Source organism: Modestobacter lacusdianchii, assembly GCF_054177765.1.
Map to the genome: position 1 here is coordinate 126,299 of NZ_JBJJTJ010000002.1, position 20,739 is coordinate 147,037.

At 73.7% G+C, this 20,739-nt stretch carries 16 protein-coding genes; 9 read left to right on the forward strand and 7 right to left on the reverse strand.

Annotated features, from left to right (window positions below; translation table 11 throughout):
- The first annotated feature begins 166 nt into the window (after positions 1 to 166).
- Both ACJTNH_RS02070 and ACJTNH_RS02075 read left to right on the forward strand, forming a co-directional pair.
- Positions 167 to 1,264: a hypothetical protein gene (locus ACJTNH_RS02070; protein WP_458172595.1), complete on the forward strand. Its 1,098-nt coding sequence runs from the start codon at positions 167 to 169 to the stop codon at positions 1,262 to 1,264.
- Positions 1,261 to 2,772, forward strand: coding sequence for a hypothetical protein (locus tag ACJTNH_RS02075; RefSeq protein ID WP_458172596.1), 1,512 nt, complete (start codon positions 1,261 to 1,263; stop codon positions 2,770 to 2,772). Before ACJTNH_RS02070 ends, ACJTNH_RS02075 begins: the two co-directional genes overlap by 4 nt.
- A 78-nt stretch (positions 2,773 to 2,850) precedes the next feature.
- Here the strand turns inward: ACJTNH_RS02075 and ACJTNH_RS02080 are convergent, their stop codons facing one another.
- A complete protein-coding gene (locus tag ACJTNH_RS02080; protein WP_458172597.1) occupies positions 2,851 to 3,855 on the reverse strand; it encodes a glycosyltransferase in 1,005 nt (334 codons plus the stop codon).
- 612 nt (positions 3,856 to 4,467) lie between these two features.
- Between ACJTNH_RS02080 and ACJTNH_RS02085 the strand changes: the two genes are divergently transcribed.
- Positions 4,468 to 5,817, forward strand: a complete 1,350-nt coding sequence (locus ACJTNH_RS02085) for a sugar transferase (protein WP_458172598.1) — start codon at positions 4,468 to 4,470, stop codon at positions 5,815 to 5,817.
- A 112-nt stretch (positions 5,818 to 5,929) separates the two neighbouring features.
- Here the strand turns inward: ACJTNH_RS02085 and ACJTNH_RS02090 are convergent, their stop codons facing one another.
- Positions 5,930 to 6,520, reverse strand: coding sequence for a haloacid dehalogenase-like hydrolase (locus tag ACJTNH_RS02090; RefSeq protein ID WP_458172601.1), 591 nt, complete (start codon positions 6,518 to 6,520; stop codon positions 5,930 to 5,932).
- Complete coding sequence (locus ACJTNH_RS02095; protein WP_458172602.1) at positions 6,501 to 7,100, reverse strand: phosphoribosyltransferase family protein; 600 nt, start codon at positions 7,098 to 7,100, stop codon at positions 6,501 to 6,503. The genes ACJTNH_RS02090 and ACJTNH_RS02095 overlap by 20 nt, the downstream gene beginning before the upstream one ends.
- A 21-nt stretch (positions 7,101 to 7,121) precedes the next feature.
- Between ACJTNH_RS02095 and ACJTNH_RS02100 the strand changes: the two genes are divergently transcribed.
- Positions 7,122 to 8,129 carry a glycosyltransferase gene (locus ACJTNH_RS02100; protein WP_458172604.1) on the forward strand — a complete coding sequence of 336 codons (1,008 nt, stop codon included), beginning with the start codon at positions 7,122 to 7,124 and terminating at the stop codon, positions 8,127 to 8,129.
- A gap of 717 nt (positions 8,130 to 8,846) precedes the next feature.
- Here ACJTNH_RS02100 and ACJTNH_RS02105 read toward each other — a convergent pair.
- Positions 8,847 to 10,001, reverse strand: coding sequence for an acyltransferase family protein (locus ACJTNH_RS02105; RefSeq protein ID WP_458172605.1), 1,155 nt, complete (start codon positions 9,999 to 10,001; stop codon positions 8,847 to 8,849).
- Positions 10,002 to 10,186: 185 nt separating this feature from the next.
- On the opposite strand from ACJTNH_RS02105, the gene ACJTNH_RS02110 reads away from it, so the two are divergent.
- From ACJTNH_RS02110 to ACJTNH_RS02130, 5 genes are read left to right on the forward strand one after another with little or no spacing between them, the layout of a single operon-like run.
- A complete protein-coding gene (locus ACJTNH_RS02110; RefSeq protein ID WP_458172606.1) occupies positions 10,187 to 11,701 on the forward strand; it encodes a hypothetical protein in 1,515 nt (504 codons plus the stop codon).
- A gap of 2 nt (positions 11,702 to 11,703) precedes the next feature.
- Positions 11,704 to 13,134, forward strand: a complete 1,431-nt coding sequence (locus tag ACJTNH_RS02115) for a lipopolysaccharide biosynthesis protein (RefSeq protein WP_458172608.1) — start codon at positions 11,704 to 11,706, stop codon at positions 13,132 to 13,134.
- Positions 13,131 to 14,462: an oligosaccharide repeat unit polymerase gene (locus ACJTNH_RS02120; RefSeq protein WP_458172610.1), complete on the forward strand. Its 1,332-nt coding sequence runs from the start codon at positions 13,131 to 13,133 to the stop codon at positions 14,460 to 14,462. The genes ACJTNH_RS02115 and ACJTNH_RS02120 overlap by 4 nt, the downstream gene beginning before the upstream one ends.
- Positions 14,462 to 15,550: a glycosyltransferase family 4 protein gene (locus tag ACJTNH_RS02125; RefSeq protein ID WP_458172611.1), complete on the forward strand. Its 1,089-nt coding sequence runs from the start codon at positions 14,462 to 14,464 to the stop codon at positions 15,548 to 15,550. Before ACJTNH_RS02120 ends, ACJTNH_RS02125 begins: the two co-directional genes overlap by 1 nt.
- Positions 15,537 to 16,058: a hypothetical protein gene (locus ACJTNH_RS02130; protein WP_458172612.1), complete on the forward strand. Its 522-nt coding sequence runs from the start codon at positions 15,537 to 15,539 to the stop codon at positions 16,056 to 16,058. The genes ACJTNH_RS02125 and ACJTNH_RS02130 overlap by 14 nt, the downstream gene beginning before the upstream one ends.
- 4 nt (positions 16,059 to 16,062) lie before the next feature.
- On the opposite strand, the gene ACJTNH_RS02135 is transcribed toward ACJTNH_RS02130, so the two are convergent.
- The 3 genes from ACJTNH_RS02135 to ACJTNH_RS02145 form a co-directional block, all read right to left on the reverse strand.
- Positions 16,063 to 17,604 carry a glycosyl hydrolase family 28-related protein gene (locus ACJTNH_RS02135; RefSeq protein WP_458172614.1) on the reverse strand — a complete coding sequence of 514 codons (1,542 nt, stop codon included), beginning with the start codon at positions 17,602 to 17,604 and terminating at the stop codon, positions 16,063 to 16,065.
- Positions 17,605 to 18,063: 459 nt separating this feature from the next.
- Positions 18,064 to 19,293, reverse strand: a complete 1,230-nt coding sequence (locus ACJTNH_RS02140; RefSeq protein WP_458172615.1) for a glycosyl hydrolase family 28-related protein — start codon at positions 19,291 to 19,293, stop codon at positions 18,064 to 18,066.
- Positions 19,290 to 20,405 (reverse strand): glycosyltransferase family 4 protein, encoded by a 1,116-nt coding sequence (locus ACJTNH_RS02145; protein ID WP_458172617.1) that lies wholly within the window; start codon positions 20,403 to 20,405, stop codon positions 19,290 to 19,292. The genes ACJTNH_RS02140 and ACJTNH_RS02145 overlap by 4 nt, the downstream gene beginning before the upstream one ends.
- Positions 20,406 to 20,739 lie beyond the last annotated feature (334 nt).

Below are 20,739 nucleotides of genomic sequence, written 5' to 3' on the forward strand. Positions count from 1 at the left end.
TCGGGCCCCTCGTCGCTCCGGTTTGACGCCTGAGACGGGTAGCCTCCTCCCGGCGCTCGGGGACCGGGGCACGTCGTCGGCCGCGCCACATCTCTCAAGGAGGCCGATCATCGCCAGCAGGTCGAATTACCACGTCCTCGGCGCCGCGCTGCGACGGTTCGGGGCAGTGGCCGTGATCGTCGGGATCGGCACCGGGTTCCTGACGGCCCAGTTGGTGCAGCGCGTGTCCGCGTCGACGTTCGTGGCCGAGGCTGCGCTCATCGTCCCGATCGAGCCGCCGCTCCCCGACGACGTGATCGTCACCATACCGGACCCCCGGCCGTCCACCCCGTACGACGCAGAGCGCACCGCACGCAACTATGCGGTCCTCATCGACGAGGACCGGCAGTTCCTGGACGCCATCAGCGGCGCGACCGGGGTACCGGTGGACGAGGTCGTGGAGCGCAGCGAGGGTGTGAACCTCCCCAGCAGCGCGGTCGTCCGGGTGGCCTACACGGCGGACACGGAGGCGGAGGTCGCCGCGTACTTCGCCGCGCTGCAGACCGTGCTGACGGCACCGGCCAGTCCGACCACCAACATCCCGGCCGGGACGCTGCTGCCGCTCCGCCTGCCGGACGTGATCGACGAGCAGCCCGGTCTATCGCCGGCAGCCCCCTTCGTCGGCGCTGCCGCCGGTCTCCTGCTCGGCCTCGCCGCAGCCGTCCTGCTCGAGCGGCTCTTGACCCAGGTCCGCTCGGCGGGCGACATCCGGACGCTGGTCCCGTGGCCGGTCCTCACGTTGCCCAAGCGGGTCTCGCCCGAGCGGTACGAGACCCTGGTCCTGCGAGTCCTGCACAGCGCACCCGCCGTGAAGCAGGTGGGGGTCGTGACAGCAGCCAGCCGGTCTACACACGCCTCGGTCGAGTTCGCCGGTCACCTGCGGCAGGCGGAGACGAGGTTGCGGGCGTCGGGCCGGCTCGTGGGCCAGGACGCCGTGGTGTCCTGGCTGCCGCTCGGCCGGATCCCGGACGACGGCTCGAGTGAGCGTGCGCTGCAGGACGCCGACGCCGTGGTGCTCGCGCTGCCCCGGCACCCGCTGTTGCGGCCGGTGACGCTGGCCCTGCAGCGGCTGGACGCCCTCGCCCTGGGCCCGGTCCTGGTGGTGCTCGGCATGAGCACCGGCGGGTCGGCTGAGGCCGACGCGTCCGACGAGCCACCGGCCACGTCACAGGACCGGTCCGAGCGAGCAGTCGAGGAGACAGAGGCCCAGGCGCGGGTGCCGTGACCGGGTTCCCCGCGTCGCTGCGCGATCGCCCGGCGCTGACGGAGCGACGCCTGCCGGCCCCGGTGGTCGTGGTGGCCGTCCTGATCGGGCTGGCGGCGGTCGCCGCCGTCGCTGCTGCGACGGTGACGGTCTCGCCGCTGGGTCCCGTCGCCGTGGCCGTCGGGTTGCTGCTGGGTGCCGGGATCTGGTCGCGCCCGGTGATCGGGGTCATCGTCGTGGCGGCGGTGGCACCTGCCGTGGCCGGGCTGTCCCGGGGCATCGGCCTACCGGGGCTCAAGCTGTCCGAGCTGCTGGTCGTGGTGGCGACCGTCGCGCTCTTCCTCCGACGTCCGGTCCGGTGGCGTCGCACGGTGGGCGTCGACTTCGCGCTGGCGGGTTTCGCTCTCGCATCGGTGGGGTTCGGGCTCCACCACCTCCTGCAGGGCAACATCGTGCTGTTCGACGACGGCAGCCTGAGCCTGGCCTTCCTCGTCACTCTCCAGCCGGTCTTCCTCTTCCTCGCCTGGTGGGCGGGCTCCCGCGGCCTGGAGACGGCCGACGACGTGCCGCGTGTACTGCGCTGGGTGCTCCTGGTCAGCACCGTCCCGGCCGCGCTCGCCGTGATGCAGTACTTCAACGTGCCGGGGATCCGAAGTGCGCTGATCGTCGCCACGGGCGACGCCGGCCTGCTCGGGGATGCCGAGGTGACCGAGACGCTCCGGGTCACCGGGCCGTTCACCATCTGGCACTCGCTGGGCGGCTACCTGCTGATCCCCGCCGTCCTGGCGACGGTCCTGCTGCTCCGGCGGGACCGGAAGGTGCTGTCCACGCCGCTGCTCGTCTGCGTCCTGGCCGTGGACGTGTCGGCACTGGTGCTGTCGGTCACCGTCACCCTGCTGCTGTGGTTGCCGGTGGCTGTGCTGCTGGCCGCGCTCTTCGCCCGTCGGCTGGTCAGGGCCGTGGCCGTCCTGGCCGTGCTGGCAGCGGTGGCCCTGCTCGTGTTCCCGGAGGCGATCGCGGACCGGACGGAGCAGCAGACCACCGCGACGGAGGCCACGGCTGCACTCGGTGGGCCCGATGCCGGCTTCCTGCAGACCCTCCAGTACCGCGTCCTGGTCTGGCAGCGGGACTATCTGCCGGTGGTCGCCGAGGCGGCTCCGATCGGGCTGGGCACCGAGAAGGTGGAGGGAGCGCTGTTCGCCTCGACCGAGAACCAGAACCTCACGTACGTCCTCCGCGGGGGCATCGGGTTGGTGGCGGCGGCCTGGCTGGCCATGGGTGCGATCGCGGTGCGTGCCCTCCGGCACGCCCGGGCGCCGGCAAACCCCTCACGTTCGGGTGCGCTGGCGCTCGTCGGCGTCGTGTCGTTCCTGCCTGCCGCCACCATGGTCTGGCCCTACGTCAGCAACGCGGGGCTCTCCTACGCGCTGGTCGCCATCGCCGGCGCCGTGCTTGCGGTGGAACCGTCCCGGCCTCGGGCTGACGTGCTGGTCCCGTGGTCGATGGCCGCCCTCCCGAACGGCCGATGATCGTCCGTGCGCGCCTGACCTGCTGAGCCCTCCAGACAGGCTCAGCAGGTCCGGCGCGCGAGGGACACGAACCCCGGATCAGGCCTTCGTCAGCGCCGCCCGCAGGCGCGAGAGCTGGTCGTCCCAGCGGGACTGCTGGAGCTCCAGGGCGGCATCCAGCCGTTCGGGGTCGCCGGCCAGTGACAGTGCCGTCCGGAGAGCCGTCGCGACAGCAGCAGCGTCGTTCGACGTGTGGACGGCTTCGGGGAACACCTCACGGAGCACCGGGGTGTCGGAGACGACCAGCGGACGTCGTGCGTAGACGGCCTCGTAGCCGGCGCGGACGACCGAGGTGGGCTCGGTGGTCAGCACCAGGAGGACGTCGGCCTCCTCCACGGCAGCCCGGTACTCAGCCGGTCCCAGGAAGCCGAGCAGCTGCACGTTCGCTGGCATGGACGTGCGCAGCTCCGGTGGGCACCGTCGGGCGTCGCCGGTGACGAGCACGTCGACATCGGGCATGGCCCGGGCGGCCCCCCACACCACGTCGACGGGTTCGTCGGACGCGAACACGCCCACGAAGAGGACGCGGGGGCGGCCCGTCGGGCGGCCCCTGTGCGTGGGGACCTCCCAGCGCGGCGGCGCCTCGTGGACGATGAGGCCCCGTCCGCCCCAGCCCTCGACCTCGCGAACCCAGTGTCCTGTCGTCACCATGACGGCTGAGGCTCGGCGGGCCATCCAGCGGTGGAGGGGCAACAGGCGCCGGGAGAGCGTGTGTCCCTTGGCGCCGAACGACGTCGGGTGGCTGTCCAGCACCACTGGTCGACGGGTCAGTGCGCCGTAGGTGGTCGCCAGCAGTCCGGGCACCACCGGGGGGTTCGTGACGACGACGGCCCGCGGGCGCCGGGTCAGCAAGTGCCACCCGGTGACCAGAGCTGACAGGCCGAAGCGCAGCAGGTTGCGCGGGACGCCTGCGGTGAGCGCGGGGAAGTGGACGTGCACCGCCCGGCCCCCGAGAGCCGCGGCCATCTCCTCGGCCCGGCCGGCATGTCGTTGCCAGGTGATGACCGATACGGCGGGTGCGTCCTGCTGCTGCGTCCTGGGCATGCCGTCATTCTCGCAACCGACCGGCGCGGGCAGGCGCTGCAGCGGTCCACTAACGCTCAGTAACTGACCGTGTGCGCGGCTGCGCGAACGGCCACCTCGCCAGGCAAGCGCACGGGGACCCGACGGCCCGCCCCAGGACGGTCGGCGGGGACGTGTGCAGGCTTGCGCGGCCGCGGGTGCTCTTCCCTTTCCTGGCATTGAGCAGGGCAAACGCCTGTTGAAACGTCGGAAGGGTCACAGCTGCGTGTCGGTGACGATGAGTGTGTGCCCGTTCGCCCACTGGTGGGACTGGGCCTCTAGCGGCCCCCCATACACGAATGTGACGTAGGAGCCGGTTGCCGATTTGATGACTCACGGTAAGGTCCACGATCGGGCTCACCCACACGGGTGCGCCGGGGTGAGCTGGCCGAGGCCAGGCGCGCAGGGGGACGGCGACGAAGGCGGGACATGTCAGAGCTCGACAGTGCGATGGTCCGGGATGTCGATCCGGCCGTCCAGACGTGGCGACCCTGGACGCGGGCTCGGCTCCGGGGCGAGGGCACTGTCGCCCGGCGGGCCTGGCAGTCGGCCTACGTCCGGAAGATCGCCGTCGCTGACCTCGTCTGTGCTCTCGTGGCTGCGGTGATCGGCTTCTCGGTGCGCTTCGGGCCGACCACCGGCGCCTTCAGTCAGGGGCGTGCCTCCATCGGGATGGCCGTTGCGCTGCCGCTCGTGTGGGTGCTGGCGATGCTGGTGGCGCGTGCGTACGAACAGCGCTTCCTGTGGATCGGGCCCGAGGAGTTCCGGCGCGTCTTCAGTGCCGCCGTGCTGCTCCTGGCCGGCGTCGGCACCGTCTCCTGGGCGTTCCAGCTCGAGGTCGCACGGGGTTTCGTCGTCTTGGCGCTGCCGCTGGCCACCCTGCTCACGCTCTTGGTGCGGTACGGCTACCGGCTGGACGTGCACCGGCAGCGTCAGCACGGGAAGTACGAGCAGACGGCGATCATCGTGGGCCATCGCAACGGCGTCGCCGCCCTGCACGAGCAGATCGCGCGGGAGGCCTACCACGGGTACCGGGTGATCGGCTGCTGCCTGCCGACCGGGCGAGGTGCCGTCGCCGGGGCGACTTTCCGCGGGCTCCCCGTCCTCGGTGACGTGAAGGACGTCGTCGACGTCGTCCGCCGGTACGAGGTCGACACGGTGGCGGTCCTGCCGTCGCCGGAACTGGACGGTCCCGTGCTCCGGCGGCTGGGCTGGGACCTCGAGAAGACCGACGCCGAGCTGCTGCTCGCGCCGGCCGTGACCGAGATCGTCGGTCCCCGGGTGCGCATCCGTCCGGTCTGCGGTCTCCCGTTGCTGCACATGGAACGGCCCGAGCTCCGCGGCGTGCGCAGGCTCGCCAAGGAGTCGGTGGACCGGGTCGGGGCGGCACTGGCGTTGCTGGTGCTCCTGCCCGTCCTCGTCGGGGCCGCGCTCGCGGTCAAGTCGACCAGTCGGGGCCCGGTGTTCTTCCGCCAGGAGCGCGTCGGCCGAGACGGTCAGGTGTTCGCGATGCTCAAGTTCCGGAGCATGGTTGTCGGGGCCGAGCGTCTGATCCCGCAGTTGTCGGCGGACGACGAGGGCAACGGGGTCCTGTTCAAGATGAAGCGAGACCCACGGGTCACGCGCGCCGGGCGGGTCCTGCGGCGCTATTCGCTCGACGAGCTGCCGCAGCTGCTCAACGTGCTCCGTGGGGAGATGTCCCTGGTCGGTCCTCGGCCGCCGCTGCCTACCGAGGTCGAGGGTTACGGGTTCGACATGCGCCGGCGTTTCCTCGTGAAGCCGGGCATCACTGGTCTGTGGCAGGTCAGCGGCCGGTCGGACCTGTCATGGGACGACTCCGTGCGCATCGACGTGCGGTACGTCGAGAACTGGTCGCTCACCTTCGACTTCATGATCCTGTGGAAGACGCTGGGTGCGGTGATCAGGGGCGCCGGCGCCTACTGAGCGGGTCGTCCGGCTCTCTCGCCCGGACCTGGGCCAGCTCAGACAGCGTGCACGGAGCTCGGCGGCTCGTACATCGGCGTGTGTGCAGGGTCCGCGAGGTCAGTCGCCCCGCTCAGTTGGCCAGGGGGTGGAGGGAGCCGAGTGGGTCCACGACCAGCGGCCGAGCGGCCATCCGGAGCAGTGGGCCGTCGATGACCACGTCGTCCGTCACCGCGCAGTCAAGGTCACCGGACAGGACGGCCTGAAGCCGGACCGCCTTGTTCTCGTGCACGTTCTCGACGTAGGTGTCGCCGACGTAGTCGCTGGCCTGCACGCACGTGAAGCCGAAGCGGTCGGCGATGCGGTCCGCGTAGACACTGGGCGCCGCGGTGACCAGGATGGTGTTGCCCGGCCAGGTCGCCACCAGGTCAGCGACCTCTTCGTGGACCCGGTGGGCGAGGAGATCGTCGATCCACGCCTCTACGTCTGCCACATCGACCAGCCGTCCGGCGCGGTGGACTGCTGCCTTGAAGTCGACGTGCGGCCCCCGGAAGAGCTTTCGGCGGACCACAGCCCCGCCGAGCCGTGCCAGCGGGACGACTCGTCGGTCGGCGACCAAGCGCCGGTATGTCAACCGGACGAAGCCCGGGAAGGTGTTGCCGCGCAGGAGTGTGCCGTCCAGGTCGACCGCCAGGACGGGCTCCTCAAGCGGGCGGTGTCGCATCGAGACTCGAGGGCAGCCGGAGGAGGGTGTGGTCGAAGAGGCAGTAGTCCGCCCGCACGGGCGGATTGCGCCACGCCGAGGCGAGAACCGCTGTCCTGACCTCGGCAGTCGGCCGAGCCATGGCCGCAGCAGCAGCCACGGTGGTGAGGGTCCGCCCGGAGTCGATGGTGTCGTCGACGACGAGGATGCGTTCGGCGGTGGCTGCTGCGTCCGACAGACCCGTGGACCTGAGGAGATCCCGGGCGGGCACCTCCGGCTGGGCCGGGCGGCGACTCAGTGCGGACTCGCGCACCTCGACCTCCAGCCACCGGGCGGCGTCGGCGACCCGCCGGGGCAGGCGGCTGACCACGGAACCGAGCCGCAGGCGCGACTTGAGCCTCGTGGCCGGACGCTGCAGACGTACCGCGATGTAAGCGGCTCCGGGCAGCTGTTCCAGCATCGACTCGGCGACCCGTGCTCCACCGGTCTCGATGCCGACGATGAGATCCGGCTCGAAGTCACGGACGGCCTTCGCCAAATGGCCGCTGACCGTCTCGAGCTCGCTTGCGTACAGGTCCCGCCGATGCGGTCGCGCGGGCATGCAGGCAGACTACCAAAACCTATGACCACGAAGATCAAGAGCTGGACCAGGAGGCGCGCCGACGGCCGCGTCCACCTCATCGCCAGTCTCGGTGGACACCTCGAGTTGCTGCACGCCCTCGCGCCCGCCCTGAGCGACCGGTCGCGTGTGTGGATCACCAGTGAGGGCTCACGCGCAGACAGTCTCCGACGCTCGGGGGAGACCGTCCGTGTCCTGCCGAGGCTGGACCGGGGCAGTCTTCGGCTGTCCACGCTCGCCGCCGGGGTGGTCCTCGCGCTGCGCGAGCGGCCGTCCCTCGTGGTCACGTCCGGCGCCGGGCTGGCGGTCCCTTTCGCCGTCACTGCGAGGATGCTGGGTGCCCGGCTCGTCTTCGTGGAGACGATGGCCCGGGTCACGACGGGGAGCATGAGCGGCCGCATCCTGTCACGCCTCGGTGCCGACGTGATCGTCCAGTGGCCGGATCTGCGCAGGGTGTACCCGCGCGCCGTCGTCTGCCGGCCGACGCTGCTCGAGGACATCGGGGTTGCGCCGGCTCCTGACGGCGAGGGCACCTTCGTGACCGTCGGCTCCCACGACGCACCGTTCGACCGTCTGTTGGCATGGGTGGACGACGCCGTCGACGACGGACTGCTGCCGGCGCCGATCACCGTCCAGCGCGGGGTGTCCAACAGGGAGCAGCGACATGGCACCTCGCAGCCCTTCCTCAGTCCCGAGGAGTTCCGGGCGGCGGTCGAGGGCGCGCGCGTCCTCGTCACCCACGCCGGAGCCGGGGCCATGGCGACGGCGCTCCGAGTCGGGAGGGTGCCGCTGGTCATGGCGCGACGTGCGGAGGAGGGGGAGCACGTCGACGACCACCAGCAGCAGCTGGTGTCGCGGTTGGACGAGCTCGGGCTGGTCGTGGCCGTCGCCGGGCCGCTCACGGTGGAACAGCGTGAGCGGGCGACCGGCCCCCTGGGCCTCGCCCCGAGGCAGACGTCAGGTCTGCCAGGTGTCGCCGACGCCCTGACCGAGATGCTCGCCGATCGCTGAGGACCGGTCGCCGCCCAGGTCCCGACGAGCGCAGCGGGGCACCATCGGGCGGTCCTGGCCGGGGAAGCCGGTCGGCAGCTGGCTCCCGCCTTCACCCACCCCCGTCGTCGGATCGAGGTGGGAGACGCCGGTCGCGCCTTCGTGTCTGTGCCTCGCGCTGACGGTGGAGGAGTCGACGTCCCCCGGGGCTGGTTCGCGCAGCGACTGGGTCGGTGACAGCAGTCGCCACCGCCGACCAGGCCGTCGACCACGCCGACCACGCCGACCGCGTCGGGACGGCCAGCGGCGGCGGGTCGAGCTGCCAAGACGGGTGGCCCCTCAGGGGAGCACCATCGTGGGCGTCGCCCGTAGACGATCGTGTTGCCGGACCCGCGGGGCTGGTGCCCCCGAGGGGCGCCGAGATCGGAGCCTCGGTCGATCGTCGGTGAGCCCGGTGCCCGGTGCCCGGTGCCCGGAGTGTCCGACGGCAGGACGGTCACCGGCGGGGCCGCTCGTCACGGCACGTCAGCCGACACGTGTCCCTCCTGCTGGCCGGTGCGATGAGGACTCGAGGGGGGGCGGACAGTGTCCGACCGGCGCGTCACTCCCGTCGCGGGAGAGCAGCCGTCAATGGCCGGTGTGTGGGCGGTGGTCTCTCCGGCGGGGGCTGGGGCGCGGGAGCGGATGCTCAGTGGGCGGCGTTGTGTCGTGCGTGTGCGAGCCGATGCCTTCTCCGCGTCAGGTGGCGTCGCTCGTGGAGGCGACCCCGGGACGACTGCGGTGTCGCGGCGACGAGGGGGCGACGTGGTCGCCCGTCGGGAGAGCGGCGGTCCACGGCGTGCCCTGCGACCAGGTCTTCCAGGGCCGGGGGAGGTCGAAGACCCAGTTCGCCCAGGGGCGGGGCTCGGCGAACACCGCCGCAACGAACGGCACGGCCACGCCCAGTGGCACCGCGATCGCCACGATGACGAACGGCTCGTCGACGCCGAGGGCGAGCAGCACCACCCGCACGCCGGCCACCACGATCACGTGGGCCAGGTAGATCGGCAGCGTTCGCCGGCCGATCGCGGCCAGCAGGCCGCGCAGTGGCCGCACGTGCGAGAGCAGTACCGAGACCGCCAGCAGCGCGACCGTGCCGGCGACGGCCGCGCACAGGCTCAGCACGCTCTGCGCCAGGCTGGCCGAGGCGGGCACCGTGCCCGGGACGACGTCCAGCTGGTCGATCAGCACCAAGGCGGCCAGGCCGAGCGTGCCGACCGCCGTCCACCCCCACACCGAGCGCTGCATCAGCGCCCCCAGCCGCGGCAGCCCGACGATCGAACCGGCCGCCGCGAAGACGAGCAACGACAGGCCGGTGAGGCCGACGACGTCCGGGTTCCAGCCCCACGTGACCAGGCTCACGCCGAGAAGTGCGCCACCGACCACCAGCCCCCGTGAACGGCTCACCCACGGCTGGGAAACGGCGAGCAGCACGGAGGTGACGATGAGGAACGGCAGGAACCACAGGTGCGCGAAGGTGATCCACACCGACCAGATCGAGCCGGTGTCCCGGGGCATGTTCTTCAGGCCGCTGGTGGCCGCCTCGGCGGCGCTCTGCAGCGCGTACCAGAGCAGGTAGAGGTAGAGCATCAGCGAGATGCGCTCGCGCATGTACCCCAGACGACCACGCTTCGTGACGGCTCGCGGCACGAACAGGCCCAGCAGGAACGCCAATGCCGGCATGCGGAACAAGTAGAGCGCGGAATTGACCGTTTCCAGGGCATGATCCGGCGGGATGAGGCCGGCGTTGAGCATGCCGTCGATGGAGTGGTTGGCGGCCACGCCGATGATCGCCACGGCCCTCGCGACGTCGATCGCGTGAACCCGCTGAGGGCGCACGGGGGTCTCGGTCACGCGCCCCAACCTAGGTCGCTCGACCCATCGGCGCAGATGGGAGCTGTGTCACGTGCGGGGGGCACAGCTGGGTCACGACGGTCACCCGAACGTGTTCTCCGGGCCCGTCGCCAACCGCGCTCGCCCTATCATTCGAACGCTGTCAGCGGGCGGACTCCGCCAGTCAGACGAGAGGACGCCACTAGATGACCAGCACCACCACGGGCGCCACCGACACACGGTCGGTGACCCACGGTAATCAGCAGGACGAGGCCCAGGGGGTGTCCCGGGCGGACACCTGGCCGGGCCCGGCCGCGCCGCTGGTCTGGCTCGCCACCCTCGCCCTGATCGGCGCCCTCCTCGGTGGCCTGATCGGCGCCCTCGTCGGCGCCACCGGCGACGAGTCGGTCACCGCGTCGGCCACCTTCGAGGTCGTCCCCGACGAGCGGGCGCTCGGCAACCCGCTCGCGACGACCACGACGAACACCAACACCGACACGTTCGTCGAGGGCCAGCTGCAGGCGCTGGAGTCGCTGCGCCAGGGGCGCGAGGACGACGACGCCTCTCTTGCCGTCACCCAGGTCGGCACCGCCGACGTGCTGCGGATCAGCGCCACCGCGCCCACCGCCGACCAGGCCACCGCCGCTGTCAGCGGCCTGCTCGACGCCTACGTCGCCGCCCGCCAGGAGGCAGCGGGTGCGTCGGTGACCGCCGCCCTGGCCGCGGTCCAGCAGCGGCTCGACGCCCTCTCCGTGCTCGGCGGCACCGACGAGGCCGGCACCCCCGTCGGCCAGGAGGTCCAGCGGCTGCTCTCCCAGCAGAGCGAGCTGCAGGCCGCCACCACCCGCGTCCCCGGCATCGTGCCGGTGCTGCGCGGCCCCACCGCCGACGACGCCTCCGGCGCCCCCGCGTGGCTGCTGTCCGGTCTGGTCGGGGCCGTGCTCGGCGCGGTTCTCCTGCTCGCCGCCGGCGCCGTCTGGCGGGCGACCACCAGCCGGATGTTCGACGCCCGCCTGCTCGTCGCCGCCGGCGTCACGGTACTGCTGCCGCGGCTGCCCGCCGGGCGGGTCCGCGGCCGGGGCCGCCAGGTGCCCAACCGCGTGCCCAACGCCCGTGCGCTCTCCGCCGCCCGCCTGCTGGTGCCCCAGGTGACCGAGGTCGGCCGCGGCGCCGGCAGCCTCGCCGTCTTCGGGGCCGACGAGCGGGCCGGGGCCAGCGAGGTCGTCTGGGAGCTGGCCTGGGCCATCGCCTCCGGCGGCGCTCCGGTCGCCCTGCTCACCACCACCTCGGCCGCCCACGCCGAGCGCCCCGGCGGCCAGCGGCGCGCCGACGGCACCGAGCGGGTCGTCACCTCCGCGTTGAGCGTGATCGAGCTGCCTGCCCAGCCCGATGACGACGCCCTCGCCGCCGCCGTGGCCCAGCAGCGCGCCGCCGGTCGGCAGGTGCTGCTGCACGCCCCGGCTCTCACCGCCGGCGTCCGCGCCCACGACCTCGCCCGGCACGTCGACCGGGCCGTCGTGGTCGTGGGGGAGGGCGTCTCCTCGCTGGAGAGCGCGCTCGCCGCGGTCCGCGACGTCAGCGCCTCCAGTGCGCCGCTGCTCGGCGTCGTGGTCACCACGACCAGCGGCCACCTCGGCCGGTCCCAGGTCGAGGCACCGGCCGGCCACCCTGCGGAGGAGACCACGTCGCCTCGGCAGGAGACCATCGCCAGCGAGGTCTGACCTTGGCGGTCGCGGAAGAGCAGACCCAGGAGGTCCGCCGGAGCTTCGGGCTGCGCATGGTGGTCGCCGTCCTGGGCCTGGTGGCCACCTTCCTCACCTCGGTGGTGGCCGTCCGCGCCCTGGACGACCGGGCCGCCGCCGGGTTCCTGGCGATCCTCGGCGCGCTGATGCTCGGCCCGATGGTCGGCCGGCTGGGCCTGGGGCAGAGCGCCATCCGGGCCATCGCCGGCGCCGGGTCGCCCGCCGAGGTGGCCGTGCAGGTGGTCGCCCACCTGCGCGCCGTGGCCCTGCTCAGCGTGGTCACCGCGCCGCTGGTCGCCTTCGTCGCCACCGTCGTCGTCCGCGAGGACCGCGGCCTGGTCGTCGCGCTGGTCGCCGGGCTGATCGTGCTGGAGACCCTGCGGCTGACCATCAGCGACGTCTACGCCGCGCTCGGCCGGATCACCTGGTCGGTCGCCGCGACCCACCACAGCCGGTCGATCCTCGCGCTGCTGGCCATGCTCGTCGTCGTCCTCGCCCAGGGCGGGGAGACCACCCTGCCCACGCTGCTCACCGCCTACGCCGGCACCTCGCTGGTGCTGCTGCTCGTCGTGGTCGTCCGGCTGCCGCTGCGGTCGGGCGGCACCGGCGGCCGCTGGTGGCGGCCGATGCTGGTGGCCATGGCCGCCGGGGCGTGGCTGTTCACCGTCGAGCTCGGCGCCTTCCTCGTCGGCCGCGGCGACGTCTGGCTGGCCGGCGCGGTGTTCCCCGCCGACGAGGTGCTGCTCTACTCCACCGCCAGCGTGCTGGCCATGCAGGTCACCGTGCTCGAGGGCCTGGCCAACATCGCCATCACCCCGGTCGCCGCCCGGCTGTGGGCCGAGGGGCGCCGCGACCGGGTGTTCGCCCTGCTGAGGGCCAGCGCCACGCTCTCCACCGCGGTCACCGTGCTGCTCGTCGCCGCGGTCTGGCTGCTCGCCCCCCAGGTGTTGGCCATCTACGGCGACGGGCTGGACGACGCCGCCCCCTACCTGGCCGTGCTGGCCACCGGCGGCCTGGGCATGGCCGTCTTCGGCGCCTGCGCGGTGCTGCTGGTCGTCACCGGCAACGGCCGCACCGCCGCCGGCGCCGTCGGCGTGGCCATGCTCGTCGCCGTCCCGGGGGCCGTGCTCGCCGCCGTGCTCGGCGGCCCGCTCGCGCTCTCCATCGCCAGCGCCTCGGCCACCGCACTGCTGTTCGGCTCCTACGCCTTCGCCTGCCGCCGGGCCTTCGGGACGGCGCCCCTGCCCGGCCTGCACCTGCGGCGCAGCCTGCTCCTGCTGGCCGGCCGCGGGCCCGGCGAGGACGACCCGGCCATCGACGCGACCGCGGCCGCGGCCGCCGACAACGGCGCGGTCACCGGCAGCGGCGCCGGCCCCGGCGTGGTCGCCGACAGCCCGGGGACGCCGCGATGAGCGTGCTGACCGCCGTCCGGCCCCGCCGGTTCCGGCCGCAGGGCGCCGAGTTCGGGGGCACCCCCGGCGTCTGGTGGCTGTCGCCGCTGGCGCTGATCGGCCTGGTCGCGCTGCCCACCACCTGGCTGGCGCTGGCGATCCCCGACGAGCGCTACCGCGCCCTGTGGGGCACCCCGAAGTCGATCGACCTGCACTGGACGCTGTGGTTCAGCCTCGGCCTGGTGCTCTTCCTCGGCGCGGCGATGCTGCCCGGCACCCGCGGCGTGCGCCGGGTGGCGAACTGGCCCGGCCTGTCCACCGGTGACCTGCGCATCCTCGAGCGCTCGGCCACGGTGCTGTTCTGGCTCACCATGGTCGGCTACATCGCCTACGCCGGTCAGGCCGTGCGGGTCGGGCTGAGCCCCACCCTGCTGCTGACCTCGCTGATCAACCAGGAGCTCTACGGCCTGGGCATCCGCGACCGGCTGGGCACCGTGCCCGGGCTGACCACGATGACCCAGTTCGGGCTGGGCTTCGTCGTCGTCACCGGCGTGCTGCTGATCGCGAACGGCCGGCGTGCCCGCTACACCCGCCGGCTCGTCGTCGTGGTGCTGCTCGCCCTGGTGCGCGCCTTCTTCGTCACCGAGCGGTTGGCGCTGCTCGAACTGCTGCTGCCGTTGCTGGTCCTGGCGGTCGCCGGGATGTCCCGCAGCACCCGGGGCGCGCGCCGCGCCGCGTTCCTGCCCGCCGTGCTGCTGCCGGTCGTCGTCCTGGTCTTCGCCGCGTTCGAGTACTCGCGCAGCTGGGTCTTCTACGCCGCGCAGGGCGGGCAGTCGTTCCCGGTGTTCGTGGTCGAGCGGTTCGCCGGCTACTACGTGACCGCCTACAACAACGGCGCGATCCGGCTGCTGCACCAGGACAGCCCCGGCCTGCCCTACGACCTGTGGTCGGCGTTCTGGACCGCACCCGGCGTGGGCAGCGCGAACCTCTTCCGCACGCTCACCGGCGTCGACGCCGACCCGGCCTACACCCAGGCGCTCGAGCAGTTCGGCAACCCCGAGTTCAACAACTACGGCGGGGTGGCCAGTCCCTTCGTCGACCTGGGCATCGCCGGCGGGCTGGTGTTCTACGTGCTCGCCGGGCTGCTCGCCGGCACCCTCTACCGCTCGCTGCGCGAGGGGCGGATCTGGGGCCTGCTGCTCTACCCGGTGTTCGTGCTGACGCTGCTGGAGCTGCCCCGCTACTTCTACATCGGCCAGGGCCGGGCCACGCCGGGGCTGCTGGCCCTCGTGGTGGTCGCCCTGCTGGTCAACCGAGCCCGCCGACGACGAACCGGAGCCGTTCTCTGATGCCCGCCCCGTTGCGCTACCTGCTGGTGGCCACCCACGTACCGCCCAGTGGGGGCGGCGGCGGGATGGTCCGCTACGTCATGGAGATGGCCCGCGGGCTCGTCGTCCGCGACGACGTCGAGCTGCACGTCCTCGCCGGCGCCGGCGCCGAGGGGGCGTTCACCGACCTGGTCGAGGCCGACCGGGTGCACACGCTGCCCGGTCGCGGGCCGCTGGGCTCCGCCGTCGAGCGGCTGGCCGGGGCGCGCGTGGGCGGGCGGATGGACGTCGTGCACGGCACCAAGCACCTGCTGCCGCGCGGGGTGCCCGGCACCGGCGTGCTCACCGTGCACGACATGCTGGCCCTCGACCGGCCCTACGACTTCGGCCTGGCCAAGCGGTTGCTGGTGCGCGGGCCCTACCTGGCCTCGCTGCGGGCGGCCGACGCGCTGGTCTGCGTCAGCGCGGCCACCCGCGACCGGGTCGCCGCCTACCTGCCCTCGGTCGCCGGCCGCACGTCGGTCGTGCACCACCCCGACGGCTCCTCGCTCACCTCCGTCGACGCCGAGCCGGTGGCCGAGCTGGCCGGGCGGCCGTTCGCCCTGGTGGTCGGTGACCCCTCGCCGCGCAAGAACGTCGGGCTGGTCGTCGACGCCTGGGCCCAGGTGCGGGCCGAGGTGCCCGACGCCGTCCTCGTCGTCGTCGGGCCGGACAGCTGGGGCCCCACCGACCGGGGCCAGGCCTTCGCCGCGCTGGCCGCCGAGGGCGCCGTCGCGCCGATGGGGCACGTGCCCGACGCCCAGCTGCGCTGGCTCTACGAGCACGCCCGGGTCGTGCTGTGCCCCAGCCTCGCCGAGGGCTTCGGGCTCCCGGCCGCCGAGGGACTCACCTTCGGTGCCCCCGTGCTGACCTCGGAGGACCCGGCCCTGGCCGAGGCCTCGCCGGCTGGTGCGCAGCGGCTGCCCGGCCGCCGTCCCGAGGTGTGGGCGGCCGCGATCACCGAGCACCTGCGTCGTCCCCGCCCGGACGTCGCCGGTCGGCCCGCCCGGCGGGGCTGGGACGACGTCGTCGAGGAGACCCTGGAGGCGGTGCGGCGTGCCCAGCGCTGACGTGAGCGGCATCCTGTCCACCCCGGTCTACGGGGAGGTGCTGACGGTGGTGCACGTGGCCACCGGCGCCGAGCTGGCCACCGCCCGCGCGGCCGCGGCCGTGCAGACCGCGGCGGGCTGGAACAGCACCGCGCACGAGGTCGCCGACCTGCCCGGGCTCGCCCTGGACGACGTCGACGCGGTCGTGCTCTGGGGCGCCGGGGCCGCGGCCGGCCGGGACGTCGTGGCCGGCCGGCGGGCGACCGTCGTCGTGCTCGACGCCGCGGACGTGCGGGCCGTGCTGACCCGCCCCGCCCGCTGGGCCGCCGAGCTGCGCCGGGCGGCGGACACCAACCTGCTGCTGGTGCCCGCCGGCCTCGCGGAGCGCTACACGCGCTGGGGCCCGCCGGTGCCGCTGGCCCACCGGCCCGAGGGCCTGCCCGGCGACGACGCCGTCACCGTGCTCTCGGCCTGGACCGCCCGCGCCTACGCGTTCGGACGCCGTCCGGCCGGGCAGCCCGCCGGCTGAGCCGTCACCAGCCGCTGCGGAAGGCGGACGGCGCGCCGTCGTCCACCAGCCCGGTGACCCGGACGGCGGAGGGCGTGCTGGTGTAGATCGGCATCGCCGGCCCACCGGCGAGGGAGATCCGCGTCAGGCTGACCCGGCTGAGGCCCGCGCCCGGGTTGGCGAGCACGCCGATGTCCCAGGTCGCGCTGCTGCGGGTGTCGCGCACCGTCAGGTCCTGCAGCGTGATGTCACTGGTCTGCGGGCCGGTGTTGCCGGAGTAGACCATCAGCGCGCCGTGGTCCTTGGCGGGGTTGGTGTTGGCGCCGGTCACCGTGCCGCCGCGGACCGCCACCCGCTGCGAGGGGTACGTGTCGTACTCGGCCTCGCTGCCGAGGTAGACCGCGGCGGCGTCGGTGTCCCGGATCGTGACGTCGGTGTAGGTGATGTCGTTGCCGCCGACCACGGAGATGCCGCGGCCCCAGGTGGTGCCGTTGACCGTCGGCGAGGTGATCTGGATCCGGGCGCTCACGACGCCGTCGGACCTGTACGACACGACCGCGACCCCGTCGTCCCCGGTGCGGTTGGTGACGGGGGAGACCACCCGGCCGTCCCGCGCGCCGTTGCTCATGTGGATGCCGTCGGCGCGGCTGTCGGACACGGTGACCCGGTCCAGCAGGAAGCGCGCGGCCCCGTCCACGAAGATGCCCGCGGCGGCTGCGCCCTCGACGCGCACGTCGCGCAGGACGACGTCGTTGCCCCAGACCCGCACCTTGTCCTGGGCGGGGGCATCCCAGCGGCGGGTGGAGGAGGTGAGGCCGAAGGTGACCCCGGTGACCTTGACCTTGGAGCCGGTCACGTGGAACGACGACCGAGCCTCGTTGGTGGCCAGCAGGGTGGCGCCGGGCCCGGACACCGTGACGTCCGACCGGCTCAGGCGCAGCACGTCGGAGTGCAGGTAGGTCGCGCCGGCCTTGAGCTGCAGGACGCTGCCGACCGGGATGCTGTCCAGCGCCTTCTGCAGCGCGGCGGTGTCGTCGGTGCGCCCGTCGCCCGTGGCGCCGAACCTCTCGACGGGCAGGATGCCCCGGGCCGCGGACACGGCCTGCGGTGCGGTCGGGGCGGGCGCGGCCGGCAGGGCGGCGGTGCCGGCGGGGGCGACCGCGGCGGGCTCGGCCGGCGCAGGTGCGACGGCGGGCTGGGCGCCGGCCGGACTCACCGCGGCCGGGGCGGCTGCGGTGGCAGAGGTCGAGGCGCCGGCGGAGGCGTCGGCGGAGGCGGAGGCGGCCGGGGGGACCGCGGCGGCGCTCGGGGCCTGCGCGGCGGAGGTCGGGGAGGCGGCCTGCAGCGCGGCGGCGCGCGGCGAGGCGGTGACCACCTCGAGCGCCGGCGCGTCCGCCGTCTGCACCCCCTGCACGGACAGCACGCCGACGGCGGTCAGGCACACGGCGAACGCGGTGCCCAGCACCGCCACCCGCCGGCTGCGCCCGCGGGGCGCGGCCTCCTCCGGGGTCGGGTCGAGGAACGTCAGCTCGTCGACGTCGGGGCCGACGTGGGGGAGCGAGGTCATCGGGCCTCCAGGAGGCGGAGCGCGCGGCGTGGGGCTGAGCCGGCTGTGCGTCGGGGTGGCACGGTCGCGGTCCGGGCGCCAGGCGCTCCGGTCCGGTCGACCGCGGAGGAGCCGACAGCGCTGTTCGGCGTCCCCACGCACCCAGGATGGGCGGCGCACGAAGACTCTCCGTGAACGACGCGCTACTTGCCGCACACGTTCAGCACACGCGTCACACGGGTCGCAGCAACCCCTGGGGCACGGTCCTCGGCGCTGTCATCGGCAGCCGCGACGCCGGGTGTGACCACCGGGACGCGACGGTCACCGGATCGTGCCGTCGAGGCCTGCTGCGAGCGCCCCACCGGCCGTCGTCCCCCTGCACCAACAGCTGTCCCCCTGCACCAACGCTGGTGCAGGGGGACAGGCGGTGATCAGGTCACCTGATCCACGTACGGGACGGCGAGGACGGGAGGCGCCGGGTCACCGGCCGCCCTGGTCGGGCACCGCGGCGCCGTCGGCCTCGACCCCGGTGAGCTGCACCGCGGCGGGCTCGTTCGTGTAGAACGACTCGGCCGGACCCTCGCTGATCCGGAACTCCTCGAAGGTGACCTGCTCGACCGCGGAGTCGGGGGCGGCCAGGACGCCGACGTCCCAGGGCGAGCTGGTGCGCGTGCCGCTGATGGTCAGGTCGCGCACGGTGACGTCGCTGGTCGTGGTGTCGGCGTTGCCGGCGTAGACGAGCACGGCGCCGTGGTCCTTGTCGGCGTTGGTGTTCGCGCCGGTCACCGTGCCGCCGTCGACGAGCACGCCGACCGAGGCGTAGGTGAAGTACGGGTCGCCCTCGCTGCCGACGTAGATGCCGGCCGCGTCGGTGTCGCGCACCGTGACGTCGGTGTAGGTGATGTCGTTGCCGCCGACCACGGACACGCCCCGGCCCCACGTCGTCCCGTTCACGGTGGGGGACTCGATGGTGATCCGCTCGGAGGGGCCGCCGTCCTTCATGTAGGACACCACGGCGACGCCGTCGTCGCCGGTGCCCGTGGTGACGGGGGAGACCACCCGGCCGTCGTGGGCCCGGTCGGTGATGTGGATGCCGTCGGCCCGGCTGTCGGTCACGGTCACGCGGTCGATCAGGAAGTCGCCGGCGCCGTCGGTGACCGCGATGCCGGCCCCGCCCGCGCCCCGCACGTGCACGTCGCGCAGCACCGCGGAGTCGGCGGCGACCCAGACCATCGTGGACTCGAAGGGGTCCCAGCGCTGGGTGATGGTGGGGGTGGTCAGGGTGAGCCCGGTGACCGTGACGTCGTCGGCCACGACCTTGAGCGCGGAGGCGGTCTCGTCCGACGCCTCCAGCGTCGCGCCGGCGCCCGCGATCGTCAGGCCGGGGGTGCTCACGGTCAGGACCTGCGAGTACCGGTAGGTGGCGCCGTCCTCGAGCACCAGCGTCCCGCCCTCGGGCACGGCGTCCAGCGCCTCCTGCAGGGCCGAGCCGTCGTCGGCGACGCCGTCACCCACCGCCCCGAAGTCGGCCACCGGCACCTCCCGGTCGTCGCGACCCGAGATGACCAGCACCGCCACCAGGGCGGCGACGGCGACGACACCCAGGACGAGGACGAGCCGGCCGCGTCCGGGCCGACCGCCCGGGCCGTCGATCGTGGCGCCGGCGTCCGGACCGGTCGGCGCGGGCGGGCCGGTGGGCAGCGAGGTCATCCAGCCTCCATCAGGTCCAGCAGCGCAGTGGCGGTGGTCTCGTGGGAGGTGGCCGCGGAGAACCGGGTGGACGCAACGGTACGGCCGATCGCGGCCTCGGTGGCGGCCAGCGCCGGGTCGAGCAGCCGGGCGACGACCTCCCGGGCGAACCCGGCGACGTCGAACGGGGGCACCGCGGTGCCCGATCCGCCCAGGTAGGTGCCGATCCCGGCGACGTCGAAGGCGACGACGCTGCGCTCGCTGGCCATCGCCTCCATCGCCACGAGGGGCAGGCCGGCCTCCCAGCGGGAGGGGACGGCGACGACGTCGGCGGCGGCGTACCAGTCGGCCAGCCGCTCGCCGGGCGCGAAGTGCACCCCGTCGCCGGCGGCGGCGCGCAGGGCCGCCTCGTCGGGGCCGCCACCGACCAGCACGAGCTGTGCGGTGGGAACGGCCCGGCGCACGGCGGTCCAGGCCTCCAGCAGCATGTCCTGGCCCTTCTGCCGGGCCAGCCGCCCGACGCAGACCACCGTGGGCGCGTCCGGGGAGGCCAGGCCGAGGGTCGCGCGGCTGGCCGCCCGGTCCCGCGGCGTCCAGGCGTCGGGCTCGACCCCGTTGGGGATGACGACGGCGCGACCGGTCAGGCCGGCGGCCCGGCCGGTGGCGAGCTCGGCCTGGCTGACGTTGAGCGTCAGGTCGGTCCACCGCTGGGCGGTCCGCTCCCACAGCCGGGTGGCGACCTGGACCGGGCCGGTGACGGCCTCGAACGACCAGGCGTGCGGCTGGTAGACGGTGGTCCGGCTGCCGCGGAGCGCGAGCCGGCCGGCAAGCCCGGCCTTGGCGCTGTGCAGGTGCACGACCTCGGGGGCGACCTGGGCGATCACGCGCCGCAGCGCGAGCGTCTCGCGGGGCACCGTCGGGCCGGGGGAGCGGGTGGCCTGCCACGGCACCAGCCGGGCACCGGCCTCCTGGACGACGCCGGCCAGCCAGCCCTCCGGCGGGCAGGCCACGGTCACGTCCCACCCTCGCCGGCACTGGTCGCCCACGAGGCCGGCGACCACCTTGGCGACCCCGGCCTCGACGGGCTGGCTGACGTGCAGGATGCGCACGGTCCGGTTGTCTGCAAGACCCACGTCCCGAGCATGACCACATCGGCAGGGGTGGCGCTCGCTGACACCGGAAAGTGCCCAAACGTGAGTCATCTCACGATGCGTCCAGCAGATCGCCCGCAATTGAACGCCGTGTTGCGTCCTCTGCGCGTCGGTACGGTGAGTGAGCAACCGCGTGGATGCCGTGGTCGCGGGTGGGTCGCGGGTGGCGAGATGCACACGAAGACGGCCCGGGCCGATGTTCGTCACGTGGACGGGGGGCAGCGCGCTGAGCTGCGAGACCGTACGTTCCCCTGGGTCGGTCGAACAGCGCGGTTCCCGACGGAGACGACGAGACGCCGGGTACGACGAGCCGGCA